15 protein-coding genes and 2 rRNA genes (1 of these 17 only partly in view) are annotated in these 16,865 nt (G+C 44.0%); 5 read left to right on the top strand and 12 right to left on the bottom strand.

Annotated features, from left to right (window positions below; genetic code table 11):
- The 3 genes from NYE20_RS04745 to NYE20_RS04735 all read right to left on the bottom strand — a co-directional run.
- Window positions 1-306 (bottom strand): 23S ribosomal RNA (locus tag NYE20_RS04745) (it extends 2,622 nt beyond the left edge of the window).
- A gap of 170 nt (window positions 307-476) precedes the next feature.
- Window positions 477-2,026: ribosomal RNA gene (locus NYE20_RS04740) — 16S ribosomal RNA — on the bottom strand.
- The 16S and 23S rRNA genes sit together here, the layout of an rRNA operon.
- A 294-nt stretch (window positions 2,027-2,320) precedes the next feature.
- Entirely contained in the window at window positions 2,321-3,205 is an 885-nt protein-coding gene (locus NYE20_RS04735) for a nucleotidyltransferase-like protein (RefSeq protein ID WP_003243727.1), read from the bottom strand.
- Between the two features lie 207 nt (window positions 3,206-3,412).
- Between NYE20_RS04735 and NYE20_RS04730 the strand changes: the two genes are divergently transcribed.
- Window positions 3,413-3,766, top strand: a complete 354-nt coding sequence (locus NYE20_RS04730) for a YgzB family protein (protein ID WP_014113119.1) — start codon at window positions 3,413-3,415, stop codon at window positions 3,764-3,766.
- Window positions 3,767-3,800: 34 nt separating this feature from the next.
- Here the strand turns inward: NYE20_RS04730 and perR are convergent, their stop codons facing one another.
- Both perR and bcp read right to left on the bottom strand, forming a co-directional pair.
- A complete protein-coding gene (perR, locus tag NYE20_RS04725) occupies window positions 3,801-4,238 on the bottom strand; it encodes a peroxide-responsive transcriptional repressor PerR (protein ID WP_003223285.1) in 438 nt (145 codons plus the stop codon).
- Between the two features lie 122 nt (window positions 4,239-4,360).
- Window positions 4,361-4,834, bottom strand: a complete 474-nt coding sequence (gene bcp, locus NYE20_RS04720; RefSeq protein WP_024572676.1) for a thioredoxin-dependent thiol peroxidase — start codon at window positions 4,832-4,834, stop codon at window positions 4,361-4,363.
- 152 nt (window positions 4,835-4,986) lie between these two features.
- On the opposite strand from bcp, the gene NYE20_RS04715 reads away from it, so the two are divergent.
- A complete protein-coding gene (locus NYE20_RS04715) occupies window positions 4,987-6,276 on the top strand; it encodes a glutamate-1-semialdehyde 2,1-aminomutase (protein ID WP_015715541.1) in 1,290 nt (429 codons plus the stop codon).
- Between the two features lie 219 nt (window positions 6,277-6,495).
- Window positions 6,496-7,557 (top strand): aromatic acid exporter family protein, encoded by a 1,062-nt coding sequence (locus NYE20_RS04710; RefSeq protein WP_003233537.1) that lies wholly within the window; start codon window positions 6,496-6,498, stop codon window positions 7,555-7,557.
- Window positions 7,558-7,631: 74 nt separating this feature from the next.
- Here NYE20_RS04710 and NYE20_RS04705 read toward each other — a convergent pair whose 3' ends face one another.
- The 5 genes from NYE20_RS04705 to fabL form a co-directional block, all read right to left on the bottom strand.
- A complete protein-coding gene (locus tag NYE20_RS04705) occupies window positions 7,632-9,374 on the bottom strand; it encodes an ABC transporter ATP-binding protein (RefSeq protein WP_009966836.1) in 1,743 nt (580 codons plus the stop codon).
- 86 nt (window positions 9,375-9,460) lie between these two features.
- Complete coding sequence (locus tag NYE20_RS04700; protein WP_003223272.1) at window positions 9,461-9,991, bottom strand: DUF402 domain-containing protein; 531 nt, start codon at window positions 9,989-9,991, stop codon at window positions 9,461-9,463.
- A 143-nt stretch (window positions 9,992-10,134) separates the two neighbouring features.
- Entirely contained in the window at window positions 10,135-10,395 is a 261-nt protein-coding gene (locus NYE20_RS04695) for a YgaB family protein (protein ID WP_031315502.1), read from the bottom strand.
- 172 nt (window positions 10,396-10,567) lie between these two features.
- Window positions 10,568-10,822 carry a gamma type acid-soluble spore protein SspE gene (gene sspE, locus NYE20_RS04690; protein WP_014476214.1) on the bottom strand — a complete coding sequence of 85 codons (255 nt, stop codon included), beginning with the start codon at window positions 10,820-10,822 and terminating at the stop codon, window positions 10,568-10,570.
- Between the two features lie 68 nt (window positions 10,823-10,890).
- Window positions 10,891-11,643, bottom strand: coding sequence for an enoyl-[acyl-carrier-protein] reductase FabL (gene fabL / locus NYE20_RS04685; protein ID WP_003223262.1), 753 nt, complete (start codon window positions 11,641-11,643; stop codon window positions 10,891-10,893).
- An 81-nt stretch (window positions 11,644-11,724) separates the two neighbouring features.
- On the opposite strand from fabL, the gene NYE20_RS04680 reads away from it, so the two are divergent.
- A complete protein-coding gene (locus NYE20_RS04680; RefSeq protein ID WP_003233542.1) occupies window positions 11,725-11,949 on the top strand; it encodes a hypothetical protein in 225 nt (74 codons plus the stop codon).
- Window positions 11,950-11,956: 7 nt separating this feature from the next.
- Here the strand turns inward: NYE20_RS04680 and mutY are convergent, their stop codons facing one another.
- Window positions 11,957-13,066, bottom strand: a complete 1,110-nt coding sequence (mutY, locus tag NYE20_RS04675; RefSeq protein ID WP_014479222.1) for an A/G-specific adenine glycosylase — start codon at window positions 13,064-13,066, stop codon at window positions 11,957-11,959.
- A gap of 215 nt (window positions 13,067-13,281) precedes the next feature.
- On the opposite strand from mutY, the gene NYE20_RS04670 reads away from it, so the two are divergent.
- The gene (locus tag NYE20_RS04670) at window positions 13,282-14,265 is read left to right on the top strand and encodes a metal-dependent hydrolase (RefSeq protein WP_014476212.1); all 984 of its coding nucleotides are present in this window, start codon (window positions 13,282-13,284) and stop codon (window positions 14,263-14,265) included.
- Here the strand turns inward: NYE20_RS04670 and NYE20_RS04665 are convergent.
- On the bottom strand, window positions 14,258-16,843 hold the full coding sequence (locus NYE20_RS04665; protein ID WP_282627465.1) for a YfhO family protein: 2,586 nt from the start codon (window positions 16,841-16,843) through the stop codon (window positions 14,258-14,260). The two genes, NYE20_RS04670 and NYE20_RS04665, sit on opposite strands and share 8 nt — an antisense overlap.
- Window positions 16,844-16,865 lie beyond the last annotated feature (22 nt).

The raw sequence follows: 16,865 nt of genomic DNA, 5'->3' as shown, positions 1-16,865 counted from the left end.
GTCCTACAACCCCAAGAGGCAAGCCTCTTGGTTTGGGCTAATCCCGTTTCGCTCGCCGCTACTCAGGGAATCGCATTTGCTTTCTCTTCCTCCGGGTACTTAGATGTTTCAGTTCCCCGGGTCTGCCTTCTCATATCCTATGAATTCAGATATGGATACCACTCCATTACGAGTGGTGGGTTTCCCCATTCGGAAATCTCCGGATCAAAGCTTGCTTACAGCTCCCCGAAGCATATCGGTGTTCGTCCCGTCCTTCATCGGCTCCTAGTGCCAAGGCATCCACCGTGCGCCCTTTCTAACTTAACCGTTAAAAAGAATCACTATGTGATATCTTGTGTTACTAATTGAATGTGATGTCTACTGTTATCTAGTTTTCAAAGAACACGTTTCGAAGGAATGATCCTTCAAAACTAAACAAGACAGGGAACGTTCTGTTTATAAGACCCAAGGTCTTATATTCCGTATAATATCCTTAGAAAGGAGGTGATCCAGCCGCACCTTCCGATACGGCTACCTTGTTACGACTTCACCCCAATCATCTGTCCCACCTTCGGCGGCTGGCTCCTAAAAGGTTACCTCACCGACTTCGGGTGTTACAAACTCTCGTGGTGTGACGGGCGGTGTGTACAAGGCCCGGGAACGTATTCACCGCGGCATGCTGATCCGCGATTACTAGCGATTCCAGCTTCACGCAGTCGAGTTGCAGACTGCGATCCGAACTGAGAACAGATTTGTGGGATTGGCTTAACCTCGCGGTTTCGCTGCCCTTTGTTCTGTCCATTGTAGCACGTGTGTAGCCCAGGTCATAAGGGGCATGATGATTTGACGTCATCCCCACCTTCCTCCGGTTTGTCACCGGCAGTCACCTTAGAGTGCCCAACTGAATGCTGGCAACTAAGATCAAGGGTTGCGCTCGTTGCGGGACTTAACCCAACATCTCACGACACGAGCTGACGACAACCATGCACCACCTGTCACTCTGCCCCCGAAGGGGACGTCCTATCTCTAGGATTGTCAGAGGATGTCAAGACCTGGTAAGGTTCTTCGCGTTGCTTCGAATTAAACCACATGCTCCACCGCTTGTGCGGGCCCCCGTCAATTCCTTTGAGTTTCAGTCTTGCGACCGTACTCCCCAGGCGGAGTGCTTAATGCGTTAGCTGCAGCACTAAGGGGCGGAAACCCCCTAACACTTAGCACTCATCGTTTACGGCGTGGACTACCAGGGTATCTAATCCTGTTCGCTCCCCACGCTTTCGCTCCTCAGCGTCAGTTACAGACCAGAGAGTCGCCTTCGCCACTGGTGTTCCTCCACATCTCTACGCATTTCACCGCTACACGTGGAATTCCACTCTCCTCTTCTGCACTCAAGTTCCCCAGTTTCCAATGACCCTCCCCGGTTGAGCCGGGGGCTTTCACATCAGACTTAAGAAACCGCCTGCGAGCCCTTTACGCCCAATAATTCCGGACAACGCTTGCCACCTACGTATTACCGCGGCTGCTGGCACGTAGTTAGCCGTGGCTTTCTGGTTAGGTACCGTCAAGGTACCGCCCTATTCGAACGGTACTTGTTCTTCCCTAACAACAGAGCTTTACGATCCGAAAACCTTCATCACTCACGCGGCGTTGCTCCGTCAGACTTTCGTCCATTGCGGAAGATTCCCTACTGCTGCCTCCCGTAGGAGTCTGGGCCGTGTCTCAGTCCCAGTGTGGCCGATCACCCTCTCAGGTCGGCTACGCATCGTTGCCTTGGTGAGCCGTTACCTCACCAACTAGCTAATGCGCCGCGGGTCCATCTGTAAGTGGTAGCCGAAGCCACCTTTTATGTTTGAACCATGCGGTTCAAACAACCATCCGGTATTAGCCCCGGTTTCCCGGAGTTATCCCAGTCTTACAGGCAGGTTACCCACGTGTTACTCACCCGTCCGCCGCTAACATCAGGGAGCAAGCTCCCATCTGTCCGCTCGACTTGCATGTATTAGGCACGCCGCCAGCGTTCGTCCTGAGCCAGGATCAAACTCTCCGATAAATGGATCACAGGTTAAATTCACCGCTTCCTGCGGCGACACCTGTGTGACCTGCGTCGTGCAGGCCCTAGTTTGACTGACTACGCACATCGCTGTGCGATTTTTTTAAAAACTGAATTAACAGGTACGTTTTGTCTTGTTTAGTTTTCAAAGATCATTTTCACTTCTTGTTGAAGAGACTTTATTAATATAACATTTTGACTTTCTTTTGTCAAATGTTTTTTTGATTTATTTTCCCGCCGCTGTGAGCTTGTTTTCTCAGAAGCGCATCAGCGACGTTTAATAATATAACACGGTCAAGAATCAGAGTCAACACCTTTTTTAAAAGAATATCCTCGGTGATAGACAGCCTGTCCTTTCGTTTCTATCTGGCAGACGTTGATAAGTCCCTTTTCTGTCAAGTAATCAAGCATAACGCCAAGATCTTGGGTAAAGTGCTTTAGGTCATGATGTTGAAGAAGCTCACCGAATTGCCAAATGTCTTTTTCTTTCATTACTTCGAAAAGATGCGCCGAACCGATCTCGGCTTTGGAATGGATGAGAAAATCATTTGCTAAGAATAATAATTCAAGTCTTTTTTCCAGGCTCTCGTGACTTTCAATCAGCTCGGAATATAACTTGTACACTTGCGGCTCCATCTGGCGCACTTGGCTCCACACCGTGGTTTCGGGATGGAATCCTCTGTCGATTACTTCAATACGTGCTAAATGATGCAGCGCATGAACAACGGCGTTGTAGGCATCTAAAAATTGATTGGCTTCAAAAAAAGCTTTCCCTTCAACATACCTTCTGATTAATTTGCCGTATTCGAGTCCGATCTTCAGTTTACGTTCGGCAAACGGAAATGTATTCAGCCTGTCAATCAGTTCAACTACGTATTCATTACGGTCAAACAAAACTCTGCCATTTACAATCCAATCTATGATTCTTCTATTTGTTCCGAGCAAAATCCATTCTTGAATCTGAGAATCTGTTACCACATGCAAAGAAGCTGTTTGATGATCAAATTCATAATGCTTTATAAAAACTGGCTCATCAGCATCCTTTACAATCACCAGCAAAGCTGCATCAAAGTTATCTGTTAAGGAAGATGTTTTGTTTCTTCTCTCAATCATAATGACAGCCAATGTGTTGGGATGACTTGCTCTTTCTTGGTAAATTGGACGGAGAAGATTTTCCATCACTATTCCTCCAATGCAATTGTTCAAATTTTTTTATTCTCTATTTGATTCAATTCTATGGTTAAAACGAAATTCCTTTTTTCTAAACACATTGAACTATTATAAACAATTTCACAGTAACTCTCCATATGTAAATTCCAGTTCAACCGAAAACATGAAGAAAATCCCATCGGGTTTGTGCTATAGTTAAATCAGAGGGGGATGGACATGGCGAAATACTCCAGCAAAATTAATAAAATCAGAACATTTGCGTTAAGTTTGGTTTTCGTTGGGTTTATCATTATGTACATCGGGATCTTTTTCAAAGAGTCAGTTTTGCTATCTAGTTTGTTTATGATACTTGGACTTTTATCCATCGGTCTCAGCACGGTTGTTTACTTTTGGATCGGAATGCTTTCGACCAAAGCGGTTCGCGTCATTTGTCCGGGCTGTGAAAAAGAGACAAAGGTTTTAGGAAGAGTCGATATGTGCATGCATTGCCGAGAGCCGCTGACTTTAGATAAGGGATTAGAAGGAAAAGAATTTGATGAGTCTTATAATAAAAAGAAAATGTCGAAATAAAATAAGCTGACCGTTTCGTGCGGTCAGCTTATTTTTAATGATTTTCTTTTTTCGAACACTCTTGGCAGACGCCGTAAATTTCTAAACGGTGGTGGCTTACCTTGAAGCCCGTGACGTGGGCAGCGAGCTGTTCCACTTCATCAAGGCCCGGGTAGTGGAAGTCCACAATTTTACCGCAGTTTTCGCAAATCGCGTGATAGTGATCAGATGTCACAAAATCGAATCTGCTGGAAGCATCACCGTATGTGAGCTCTTTTACCAAACCTGATTCCCGGAACACACGCAAATTGTTATATACCGTCGCTACGCTCATGTTAGGAAATTTCCCTTCCAGAGCTTTATATATATCGTCCGCTGTTGGATGAGCCATAGAGTTAACGAGATATTCCAGAATCGCATGACGTTGAGGAGTAATGCGAACTCCGGTTTCCTTCAACGTTTCTAAGGCTTCTTTTAGTTCATGTGCAGCCATCCGTCATGCACCTCTCTTCTAAAAAAAATTCTTACATTGTAATGTTTATAATTAGTGTAACTCTTTCTACGATAATTTGTCAATTGATATCAGGGTAAAAGTAAGCATAGGCTCATAGAGACTTACTTTTCCGACATATCTTTGAGGGTTTGAAGCGCTTCGGCTACATGGTCCTTTACTTTTACTTTTCTCCATTCTTTAATGAGCCGGCCTTCTTTATCAATTAAAAAAGTGGAACGCTCGATTCCCATATACTCTTTTCCGAAGTTTTTCTTCAGCTTCCACACATCAAACGCTTCCGCCAGCTCATGCTCGTCATCTACAAGAAGCAGAAATGGCAGGTTATGCTTCTCTTTAAATTTTCCGTGTTTTTCCTGGCTGTCCGGGCTGACGCCAATAATGACGGCATCCAGTTCGGCGAAGCTCTCGTGACTGTCCCGAAAATCGCATGCTTCAGTTGTACATCCCGGTGTCATGTCCTTTGGATAAAAATAAAGCACGATGTACTTTCCTTTATAATCCGATAATTTTACTGTTTCCCCATGATCGCCTTTTAACTCAAGATCAGGCGCTTTTTGTCCGATTTCTATAGTCATTACGTTACCTCCGGATGTTTTTTTATTAAGCGTATCCAATTCTTGTCCGGATTACAACCATCTCAGCTGAATCTGAAGCCCGAAGCCATTGTTCTTGTTCGGAAGCATGCTACAATAGAAAGGACGCATGGAGATATAGGAGGTTTTTATTCTTGCATACAAAATCAATTGAACTTCACAATGAGGCATTACAGCACATTGTCGGCGGTGTAAACAGCCCGTCTAGATCATATAAAGCAGTCGGCGGCGGTTCTCCTGTTGCAATGGAGAAAGCAAGCGGCGCTTATTTTTGGGATGTGGACGGCAACAAATACATCGATTATTTAGCGGCGTACGGTCCGATTATTACAGGACATGCCCACCCGCATATTACAGAAGCGATTAAAAAAGCGGCAGAGAACGGTGTATTGTATGGAACACCAACGAAACACGAGGTTACATTTGCAAAGATGCTCAAAGAAGCCATTCCCGCTATGGACAAAGTAAGATTCGTCAATTCGGGTACAGAAGCCGTTATGACGACCATCCGCGTGGCTCGCGCATATACAGGCCGGACAAAAATCATTAAATTTGCGGGCTGCTATCACGGGCATTCGGACCTTGTGCTTGTCGCCGCAGGCTCCGGCCCGTCTACTCTCGGCACACCAGACTCAGCCGGTGTACCGAAAAGCATTGCAAACGAAGTGATCACAGTACCATTTAATGATATCGATAGCTATAAAGCGGCTCTTGATAAATGGGGCAGTGAAATCGCGGCGGTTCTCGTTGAACCGATTGTCGGCAACTTCGGTATCGTCGAGCCTAAAGAGGGCTTCTTAGAAAAAGTAAATGAATTGACACATAATGCAGGCGCTCTCGTTATTTACGATGAAGTCATTACGGCTTTCCGCTTTATGTATGGCGGCGCGCAGGATCTCTTACAGGTGAAACCAGATTTAACAGCACTCGGGAAAATTATCGGCGGCGGACTTCCGATTGGCGCCTATGGCGGCAAACAAGAAATCATGGAGCAGGTAGCTCCGCTAGGGCCTGCTTATCAGGCAGGAACAATGGCAGGGAACCCCGCTTCCATCCTATCAGGCATCGCTTGTCTAGAAGTGCTCAAAGAAAAAGGCGTGTATGAAAAGCTTGATCACCTTGGCGCTATGCTTGAGGAAGGCATTTTGAAGCACGCAGAAACACACGGCATCACCATTACGGTCAACCGGTTAAAAGGTGCGCTCACGGTATACTTCTCTGATGAGAAAGTGGAAAATTACGAGCAGGCTGAACGGAGTGACGGAGAAACATTCGCTACGTTTTTCAAGCTGATGCTGGAACGCGGAATTAATTTAGCACCTTCTAAGTATGAAGCTTGGTTTATTACCACAGCACATACAGAGCAGGATATTAAAGACACGCTTGCAGCGGTCGAGGATGCTTTTAAACATCTTAAAAACTAGAATCAGATACTTTGAACAGGAGCTTTGGGCTCCTGTTTTTTTATGGAATCAAACAACGTGTAAGATTTTGGTCTTTTTCTAGAAAAATAGCTTGAATATTTGTATCGATCCCTGTATATTACTTAATTGTTTAGCAAATAAACTAACCGGGAATTTTAAGGATTAGCCCATTTGCTATGTCACACAATTTACTATAGAAAGGAATGCACGCACAAACCAATGAAACTTGGTGCCCGCATTTTCAAAACCGGGATTGCGATTACACTTGCTCTTTATTTGGCTTCGTGGATCGGGCTTCCCGCGCCGATTTTCGCTGGAATTGCAGCGATATTTGCGATCCAGCCGTCGATTTACCGCTCTTTTCTCATTATTATTGACCAGGTTCAAGCAAATATCATCGGAGCTGTGATTGCCACAGTGTTCGGCCTTATTTTCGGACCCAGCCCGATTATGATCGGGTTAACAGCAGTTATTGTCATTACAATCATGCTGAAACTTAAAATTGAACATACAATTTCAATTGCTCTTGTAACAGTCATTGCGATATTAGAATCTGCCGGTGACGACTTTTTAATGTTCGCGCTGATCAGAACAAGCACAGTCATCTTAGGGGTGCTTTCTTCCTTTATCGTCAACCTTGTGTTTTTGCCTCCTAAGTACGAAACAAAACTGATTCATAATACCGTCGAAAACACCGAAGAAATTATGAAGTGGATCAGATTGTCCATGCGGCAGTCGACAGAGCATTCGATTTTGAAAGAGGATATTGAAAAACTGAAAGAAAAAATGATCAAGCTTGATCAGACATATCTTCTATATAAAGAAGAAAGAAGTTACTTTAAGAAAACGACTTATGTGAAATCAAGAAAGCTTGTCCTGTTCAGACAGGCCATTATTACTGCAAATCGGGCGCTTGATACATTGAAGAAGCTGCATCGTCTGGAAAACGAGATCTATCATATGCCGGAAGAGTTTCAGGAAACATTGACTGAAGAACTTGATTACCTGCTTTACTGGCACGAACGGATTTTGATGAGGTTTGTCGGAAAAATCAAGCCGCATGATGACGCGGTTGAAGAAGGCATCCGGTATAAGCAGCTTTTAACAAAGTCATTTTTAAAAAATCAGCAGAATACGGATGAGGAGCTTATTGATTACAACATGCTCAATATTATGGCAAGCGCCGTGGAATATCGCGAGCAGCTTGAACATTTAGAAACACTTATCACAAGTTTTCAAACGTATCATCCGAAAGACTGCGAAATAGAAACAGAAGAGTAACCCGGTTAAACAGCCGGGTTTTTTTATATACAAAAAAATCTTATATCCTTCGTTAAAAGGATATAAGATTGGTTTTAGTTCAAATTTTGAATGGTAAATAAGTGCTTGTACTGGCTCTCATAGTCCATGAGTTCATCATGGGTTCCGATTTCAATGATTGTGCCGTTTTCCATGACAACAATCTTATCCGCATGGGTGATTGTCGATAAACGGTGGGCGACAACAAAAGTTGTTCTATCCTTCGCCAGTTTGTCCATTGCTTCTTGAATGTAATGCTCACTTTCCAAATCCAGAGCTGATGTAGCTTCATCTAAAATGAGGAGCGGCGGATTTTTCAGGAATACCCGCGCAATTGAGATCCGCTGCTTTTGTCCGCCTGAAAGCTTAACGCCACGTTCTCCCACCCGGGTCTCATATCCTTCTGGAAAACTCATGATAAATTCATGGGCATTTGCAGCTTTGGCGGCTTCGATTATCTCTTCAAGTGTGGCATCAGGCTTGCCGATCGCGATATTTTCCCGAATCGTTTCACTAAATAAAAAGGTATCCTGAAGCACCATACCAACCTGGTTGCGAAGGCTTCTTGCTTCATAATCGCGAATATCCGTCCCATCAATCAGCAGTCTGCCGCTTGTTACATCATAAAATCTTGGGATCAGGCTGACGAGCGTTGATTTTCCTCCTCCGCTCATGCCGACGAGAGCTACAGTTTCTCCTCTATTTACTTTTAAGGATACATCATGAAGAATATTTTCTTTGTCCTTCTCATATTGAAACGAAACGTTTTGAAACTCCACTCCTCCGCGAATCTGATCGGCCTTTATCGCATTTGGTTTGTCAGTGAGTTCATAGGGCTCGTCAATAAATTCAAATACCCTGTCCATTGATGCGATTGACTGTGTCAAAGTTGTAGAGGAATTGATCAGCCTTCTAACAGGGTTGTACATTCTGTCAATATATCCGACAAACGCGACCATTGTTCCGACTGTCAGCGGTCCATTAATGACAAAATACCCGGCGCACGCTATGACGATGAGCGGCGCCAAATCTGTAATGGTATTAACGACCGCAAAGGTTTTGGCGTTCCAATTCGTGTGTCGGATGGCTTTATCTAAGAAATGACCGTTTTTCTCATTAAATTGAGCCTGTTCATGATCTTCTATCGCAAAGCTTCTGATGACAGGCATGCCTTGAATGCGTTCGTGCAAATGCCCCTGCACTTGAGCAAGAGCCTGTGAGCGCTCCCTTGTCAGCTTTCGTAAACGGCCGTAAAAATACTTCACTGATATTCCGTATAATGGGAATAATACGATAGAGATCAGCGTTAATTTAACGTCCAGTGTGAGCATGATCGAGATTACAATCAAAATCGTCAGCATATCGAGCCATATATTCATCAGCCCTGTGATGACGAAATCCTTTGTTTGTTCTACATCATTAATCACTCGGGAAATGACTTCCCCTGTTCTTGTATTCGCGTAAAAACGCAGGCTCAGTTTTTGTATATGGTCAAACAGCTTAGCTCTTATATCATAAAGCACCTTGCTGGCAGTCCACTGGGCAAAATATTGCCGGTAATATTCAACAGGCGGGCGCAAAATTAAAAATAAGGCGAACATGATCGCCATAATCGTGAACAATGACGTTGTTTTGTCACTAGCCGTGCCGCCTCCTTGAATAATGTCGTCAACTACGTACTTCAGAAGCAATGGGAGAGCAAGCGGAATGGAGAATTTTACGATCCCGATTAACACTGTAACGAAAATTTGCTTCTTATAAGGTTTGACGAATTGCATGTAGCGTTTCATAACCCCCACGTTGATTCCCCCTCTCTCTTTATCATGATGTGTGTGAGCCCATGTGAAAAACCTGTTGTACCCCGCAACAGGTTTTTACGTAACCATTATTTTGTGTAGCGCAAATACCGTTCATACCACATATCGACAAACTCGGGCGCAAACGGTCCCTGACGCTGGTGAATCCAATGGAGCAGCGTATTTAAGTAGTCTCTTAAAATACTGTCGATTTCTTTTGGATAATTCATGGCTTTCCGATGATCATCATATTCGTCTTCATCGAGAATATTGTAGGTCATGTCAGGAAAAACCTTAACATCTAAGTCATAATCAATATATTTAATTGCTTCGCCATCATAGGCAAACGGAGAACTGATGTTGCAATAATAATGAACCCCGTCTTCCCTCAGCATCCCGATGACATTAAACCATTGTCTTGCGTGAAAATAACAGATTGCGGGCTCTCTGGTTATCCATGTCCGGCCGTCTGATTCGGTTACCATCGTCCGGTCATTGGCTCCGATGACACACATTTCTGTACTTTTTAAGATTGTTGTCTCATTCCAAATTCTATGAATCAGCCCGTTGTGCTTATAGCTGTGAATTTGAATGGTTTCTCCTTCCTTGGGATAGCCCATATTTCTCCCCTACTTTCTATAAAGCCCTACAGTTAGTATGTCCAAATTTGCTTACCGACAACGTCTTTTACCTATTATAACGTTACAAATTGAAAAATGAAAATAAAAGAGCCATTCCGGCCGGGGAATGGCACATTCCTGCACTACACAAAGGAAGACGGCTTTTCTGAGCTGCGATATGAACGAATGACCTGCTCTGTCTGCTTTTGAAACATATCCTGTATATCGGCAAGGTGTTTCCGTTTTACCGCAATTTCAGCCTGAATCCCACGCAGCTTTGCATCCCTTTCCAAATGCCGTAGTTCCGCCTCAATTTGTTTGCAGCGGTCGAGCTCTGATTGGAGATCGAGAAGCTTATCCATCGTTTTCATCTGTTCACTTACCAGCTTTTCAAATTCCGTCATCGGTTCCTCCTTCAGCCTGATGAAAGTATAAACATTTCCTCCTTTAATCATTTCGATCTCCATAAAGCAAACCCTTTGACTCATTCTGTAGACCTTCCACAAGTTTTGTCGTTTTTCAAACAGAAAAAAGCACTTCCACCCGAAGATGAAGTGCTTTTTTCTGTTTCAGTGATTAGCTGTTTTGTTGTTTGTTTTGTTCAGCAGATTGGTTTTGCTGTCTTACCTGCTGTACGTCAGTTTCACTAGCGAATTCAGTGCCGAATTGACCTTGTTGGCCAGCTGATTGCTGGTTTTGTTTTCTGACTTGCTGAGCGTTTGTTTCGCTAGCAAATTCAGTGCCAAATTGACCTTGACCAGCAGCTGATTGTTGGTTTTGTTTTCTAACTTGTTGAGCGTTTGTTTTGCTGAAGTTATTTGAGTTAGCCATTGTTATCACCTCCACGGTCATTAGAATGTGCAGGTGATCGTATAGCTATTCCTCTTTTTTAAAAATTTTTAAACGAGCAGTGAACGTCCGCCGTCAACGATAATTGTCTGTCCGCGGATCATGTCAGCCTTGGAAGACACTAGAAACTCAACAGTATCAACCATGTCTTTAATTTCGACCATGCGTCCCGCCGGCGTGTTTTGGCGCGCATCCTCAAGCAGATCTTCTCTATTCGGGAAGTGTTTCAGCGCATCTGTGTCGATCGCTCCGCCTGAAACAGCATTGACGATAATTTGTTTTGGTGAAAGCTCAACGGCAAGATAACGGGTTAAAGCCTCTAACGCTGCTTTTGATACACCGACCGTGGTGTAGTTTTCAAGATAGCGGATAGAGCCTAATGAACTGATGCTGACAATATGCCCGCCTCCGTTCTTCTCCATTAGCTTGGCAGCTTCCTGAGCGCAGAAAAGCAATGCTTTCGCATTAATGTTCATCGTCCAGTCCCAGTGTGTTTCTTCTAATTCCATGACAGGTCTTAGGACTCCTGAAGCGGCATTATTGACAAAAACATCAAGTCTGCCGAACGTTTCATCAATTTGCTGAAACATTTCTTTGATTTTTGCAGGCTGTCCTACGTTTGCTTTTACGACAAGCACTTTAACGCCAAGCTTTTCAATTTCTTCCGCTGTTTCTAATGCTGCTTTTTTGCTGCGTGCATAGTTAATGACGATGTTATAGCCGTTCTCAGCAAGTCTGATCGCGGCCGCTTTTCCGACACCGCGGCTGCTTCCTGTTACGAGTGCACATTTATTTTGTTCCATTTTTCCTCATCTCCTTGTAGCGTATAGTTCTTTTATTTCCACAAACAATAATGGCAAGAACTTTAAAGGGGGTCTTCTGTTATGTATGTCGGACGTGATATGAGCGAATTGAACATGGTTTCCAAAAAAGATTGGAAGAACAGTGAACTCGCTTATTTTCATCATGCCTTTCAGCAAATTATGCCTTATTTGAACGAAGAAGGCCAATCAAAATACCGGGAGTTAACGCAAGAAATTGAAGCGCGCGGCGGAATGAAGCGCAATGAAGCGGACTACAGCCACGGCACGCGCGTCTCTTACGATTAAGAATGGTTTACGGAGCAGCCGAGATGGCGGCTGCTTCTACTGCCATCTTCCAGATTTTTTGATGTGACACCGGGAACGCAAATTGTTCGAGCTCTTCTTTCGTTACTTTTTTCAGCTTGCTGGTATCCGACACTTGTTTTACTTTACCGAAAAACACTGAAATATTCCATACCAGGTGGGTGAAAACATGCTCGACTACACCTTGCAGATCACTGATATCAGCTTGTATGCCATATTCGTTTTCTAAGAAAGCAATGAGCTGTTCACGCTCAGTTTTGATCCCTTTTTGTGTTTCAAGATTAGGGAATTCCCACAGGTTGGCGAGCAAACCTTTAGACGGCCGTTTGTGGATATACACTTGTCCGTCTTCATCAGTCAGTACGATCGCGGCCATGGTTTTGATCCCGGGCTTTTTCTTTTTGCTTTTTACCGGAAGCTCCCGTTCAGTGCCTTCTTCAAATGCTGAGCAATGCTGCTGAACCGGGCATAGCAGGCATGAGGGTGATTTTGGCGTACAGATCAAGGCTCCAAGCTCCATCAAGCCCTGATTAAATTCAGATGGTTTTTCTTTGGAAATAAAAGCTCGTATGGCGTCTTCAAAGATCGTTCTTGTTTTTGGTTTGGCAATATCATCCCAAATAGAAAGAATTCTGGACATGACACGCATCACATTTCCGTCAACTGCGGGAATGGGTTTATTGTAGGCAATGCTGAGCACCGCTCCCTTTGTATAAGGGCCGACGCCTTTTAACCCGCCAAAATCTTTCTCGTCTGGAGGGACAATGCCGCCGTATTCCTGTTTCACTTCTTTTACCGCGCTTTGCAGGTTTCTAACTCGCGAATAATAGCCGAGCCCTTCCCATGCTTTCAGCACCTTTTCTTCATCAGCATCAGCGAGCGCTTCCACTGTCGGGAATTGTTCCACAAACCGGAGAAAGTAAGGAATCACTGTCTCTACTCTTGTTTGCTGTAGCATCACTTCAGATACCCACACCTTATATGGATCTTGGTCCTCTCTCCACGGCAGAACGCGCTGCTCTCGTTCAAACCATGAGATTAAATCATCGCGAAATTGCTGTATGTCTTTTTGTTTTAATTTGTCTTCAAGTACGTTCATATGTGTTTCTCCCCAGTCTTTCGCGCCCCGCTTTTCTTTAGACTGTTTTTTGTTGTACACTAAGGGCACAGTACGATAATATGTTACATTAAATAGTAATAAAGAAAAAGCGGAAACATATGAGAACGATTGAATCAGTTTAAAAATTGGGTATATGAAAATGGGGAATTTCTTACAAAGTGAATGTGCAGGATCATCCTGCAAGGAGGTCACCTATGGATACGGGCACACATGTCGTTATGGGCATCGCACTGGGCGGTATTGCGACGCTTGATCCTGTTGTCGGATCAGATCCGGCAATGGCTCACGCTGTTATGATCGCAACGCTTGCGGGCTCTCAGGCTCCGGATATTGATACTGTGTTAAAGCTTAAAAACAATGCTGTTTATATAAGGAATCACAGAGGATTTACCCATTCAATTCCCGCCGTTTTGTTTTGGTCTGTCATCATCCCGGCGATTCTGTATTTATTTTATCCTCAGGCCGATTTTCTGCACCTGTGGCTGTGGACACTGCTGGCAGTCGTTCTGCATGTCTTTGTTGATATATTCAACGCCTATGGAACACAAGCCATTCGTCCGTTTTCGAAAAAATGGGTTGCGCTCGGGCTGATTAATACGTTTGATCCGTTTATTTTTATCAGCCATCTGGCAGCTATCGCGATTTGGTATGCAGGCGGGAGTCCCGGCATCACGTTTCTCAGCTTATATATCATATTGGCAGGCTATTATTTGGTGCGCCTGATCATGCAGCTGAGAATTAAACGGAAGCTTCATGAGATGATTCATGATGAGATCGAAAGCATTATTATTTCTCCAACGATGAAATTCAGGCAATGGCGAATCGCAGTGACGACAGCACATGCTTTCTATGTAGGAAGAAGCATGGAAGGACATGTCGTGATTCTGGATACATTTAATCGGGTGCCTGTTCCTGAAACCGATGTAATGCATGCGGCAAAGCAGGATGATAACATCGCGGCGTTTCTGTCCTTTTCTCCGGTTTACCGGTGGGAAGTGGATACGTTTAAAGATCATTATGAGGTGAGATTTATCGACCTGCGTTATCGGAGCAAAGGCCATTATCCGTTTGTCGCGATTGTTCATATCGGCCATGATCTCACGATCCGTTCGTCCTATACGGGATGGATATTCAGCGAAGAAAAACTTCAGAAAAAATTAAAGCTCGGCTCTATATAGAGCCGGGCTTTTTACGTCTTATATAGAAAACAGCAAGCAGCAGACTGACGAGAGATATGATCGCCGATATTTTGAAGTATGGCGGATAGTAAGTCAGCTCAATGTGATTGTCTCCCTTTTGCGCCTTGAAGCCTATAAAAGCATAATCCGCTTTTTCGATCTTCTGTGTTTTTCCGTTGATCTTCAGCTCCCAGCCTTTTTCATATGGGATCGGAAGCATGATGTACTGGTCTTTTGACAGATGATAGGCAAAGGTCAGTCGATTTTTGTTCCAATTCAGTTTGTCTGCTTTCTCTGTTTTATTTTGCATTACAGCGTTTTTCAGCGTTTGGTAATTTTCTTCATAGAGCGCTAAGTTTCTCAGCTCATAGGTTCCTTTCGGAAGATTGATTGAGATATGGCCTGATTTAGGCACTCTTACCGTTATATTATTTACTCCGGTTTTATATATCGATTTGTTCGATTTCCTTGTTGTGACATAATCATTTACCTTTAACGTAAATCCTCTGTCTTTTGCTTTGCTTTTCAAATAAAAGCTGACATAGTAGTCTCCCGGAGCGGATGATGGCTGTTTCGGGGTGATGATCAGCTCTCCTCCGTTTTCTCCAGTTACGGTTAGCAGCCCGTTTTGATACTGGGCTTGTTTTGCGGTAATGTCCGACTTGGTGATCATATTGGACGGTTTTGGTGTCTGCTCCGTTTTTCCTGATGGATCTTTTAATATGATTCCTTTCAACATCGCCTGTTCTTTCGCAAGAGCGGGCAATCGGTCCAGCTCACTTTCGCTGTATATGGCATCCGCTGTTTTGACGAATGGAAGCATGTACTGATTCTCATAAACTGCATAATGCTCTGTTTCTAAATGCTTTTTGAAGCCGTACGGAACGCTGGCTTCGTTTGTTTTTTCGGTCATATAATATTTGCCGTAAAGCAGGCTGTATAAATTCGCCCTGTCTCCCAATGACGCGTAACGGCTGACGCTTTCCCTGCCCATATCGATGCTTAAATCATTCCAATAGAAGGCCAGCAGATCTTTGTTTAAAATGCTGGAATAGGCGCTGAAGCCATTAAACCCGTAAATGATTGGCGTATTATTGCGGACCCCGTTCATCCAGTCGATTCTCATGAGCGGATCATCGTTTTCCTTCTGTAAACGTCTGATGAGCTCAGATGATTCCCGCCCTCTGTATTCCTCACTTGTAAGATATTCTTTTGTCACACTATCCAAATCGCCGCCTTCTGAGAGCGCGTATTTTTGATAGGAGTTGGCGACAAACAGCGAAGAAAGAATGATTATACCGTACACAGCCATTTTTGCCCGTTTTTTCGCAAAAGCTGCAGCAAACAAGGCTGCGATTGTCATGAGTAAGAGCAATAGAATACTTTCATTCGCAGGCTTCCATATATCGAGCTTATACCTTTGAATATGATACAAGTAAAGAAGCAGGACGACAGCTGCGGCCGGGAGCAGTTCTTTCCGTTTCAATTCAGACAGCTGTGACAAACCAGCCGCAGCTGCTCCCGCAATGGTAAAGGCCAGAATATATTCAAACCGGTTTTGCGGGGCGGAAAAACCGTTAAAGACGCTTGCCGCATACGGACTGAAATGAAACAGAATAAACAGCAGGCTCAACCCGGCAAAGAGACGAAACACACGGTTTTTGTAAAAAGAAATCATAAACAAAAACAGCAGAAAAGCGGCCGGCACAATGATGATCCGGCTCGAAAATAAGATATTATCATCGAAATTGAGCCACTCTATTTTCTGGCTGTATGGAGGGCGCAGGTTGTTTAAAAAACCGTATACTACCGGCACAAACGCCGCCGCACTGATGCCAAAAGAAATGAAGCCTGAAACGAGAAATAATCTGATTTGAATCCATCTTTTCTCTTCATGTGGTTCCAAACTAATCAGCCATCTGAACAGCACATAGATTCCGATGAATATAAGGTTTATGTATGCAAAGTAAAAATTGTTGATTAACGTCAGCGAACACGCAACGATAAACCACGCCGGACGCCGCTCTCTAATAATTTTTTCTGCGCCAAGCACAAGCAGCGGAAGCCAAACCATTGTATCGGTGAAAAATTCCCAATACGCTTCGTGACGGAAATAAATAATTGAGACGCCGTATAACACGGCTCCCGTGAACGATGCCGCCCTGTGCTTAATAAGATAATGAAAAACAGAAGCGGACGTAAAGATGATCAAGCTCAATTTGAAAATACTGATAAAAACAGCTGACTCAGCCCAAAAAAGCGTATCCGCTTCTCCGATCAGCTGGACGGCTTGAAGCATCCAAACAGCGGCGGATACAGCAAGAAAAAGAAAAGACGCAGAAAAATAATAGCCGAGCTGACTGAATGTGCCGCCGCCAAGTCCGAATGAATAATTGTAGAAAAAATTCCCGTGTGTATATTGGTCAAATAATAATTTTTTAAATACGATCATTTGCGCAAGCCCGTCACCCGGACCTGTCATATACCTGCCTTCCGTCCATTCTTTCACAAAAAAAGCGTGTGCCAGAACGGACACCAGCAAACTGGCCGCATAGATCATGATATGTTTTCTTTTCATATGAATTCTCCAGTCTTGCTTT

The organism is Bacillus sp. FSL R5-0416 (assembly GCF_037975425.1).
GTDB classification, from domain to species: domain Bacteria; phylum Bacillota; class Bacilli; order Bacillales; family Bacillaceae; genus Bacillus; species Bacillus subtilis.
Note: the sequence above shows the minus strand (reverse complement) of the source record. Positions and strands in the feature narration are given on the sequence as shown.

Coding starts and splice junctions, on each gene's coding strand:
- NYE20_RS04665 (WP_282627465.1), bottom strand. CDS start 16,843: ATGAAAAGAAAACATATCATGATCTATGCGGCCAGTTTGCTGGTGTCC.
- fabL (WP_003223262.1), bottom strand. CDS start 11,643: ATGGAACAAAATAAATGTGCACTCGTAACAGGAAGCAGCCGCGGTGTC.
- NYE20_RS04695 (WP_031315502.1), bottom strand. CDS start 10,395: ATGACGGAATTTGAAAAGCTGGTAAGTGAACAGATGAAAACGATGGAT.
- NYE20_RS04670 (WP_014476212.1), top strand. CDS start 13,282: ATGGATACGGGCACACATGTCGTTATGGGCATCGCACTGGGCGGTATT.
- NYE20_RS04735 (WP_003243727.1), bottom strand. CDS start 3,205: ATGGAAAATCTTCTCCGTCCAATTTACCAAGAAAGAGCAAGTCATCCC.
- mutY (WP_014479222.1), bottom strand. CDS start 13,066: ATGAACGTACTTGAAGACAAATTAAAACAAAAAGACATACAGCAATTT.
- NYE20_RS04680 (WP_003233542.1), top strand. CDS start 11,725: ATGTATGTCGGACGTGATATGAGCGAATTGAACATGGTTTCCAAAAAA.
- bcp (WP_024572676.1), bottom strand. CDS start 4,834: ATGACTATAGAAATCGGACAAAAAGCGCCTGATCTTGAGTTAAAAGGC.
- NYE20_RS04710 (WP_003233537.1), top strand. CDS start 6,496: ATGAAACTTGGTGCCCGCATTTTCAAAACCGGGATTGCGATTACACTT.
- NYE20_RS04730 (WP_014113119.1), top strand. CDS start 3,413: ATGGCGAAATACTCCAGCAAAATTAATAAAATCAGAACATTTGCGTTA.
- NYE20_RS04700 (WP_003223272.1), bottom strand. CDS start 9,991: ATGGGCTATCCCAAGGAAGGAGAAACCATTCAAATTCACAGCTATAAG.
- sspE (WP_014476214.1), bottom strand. CDS start 10,822: ATGGCTAACTCAAATAACTTCAGCAAAACAAACGCTCAACAAGTTAGA.
- perR (WP_003223285.1), bottom strand. CDS start 4,238: ATGGCTGCACATGAACTAAAAGAAGCCTTAGAAACGTTGAAGGAAACC.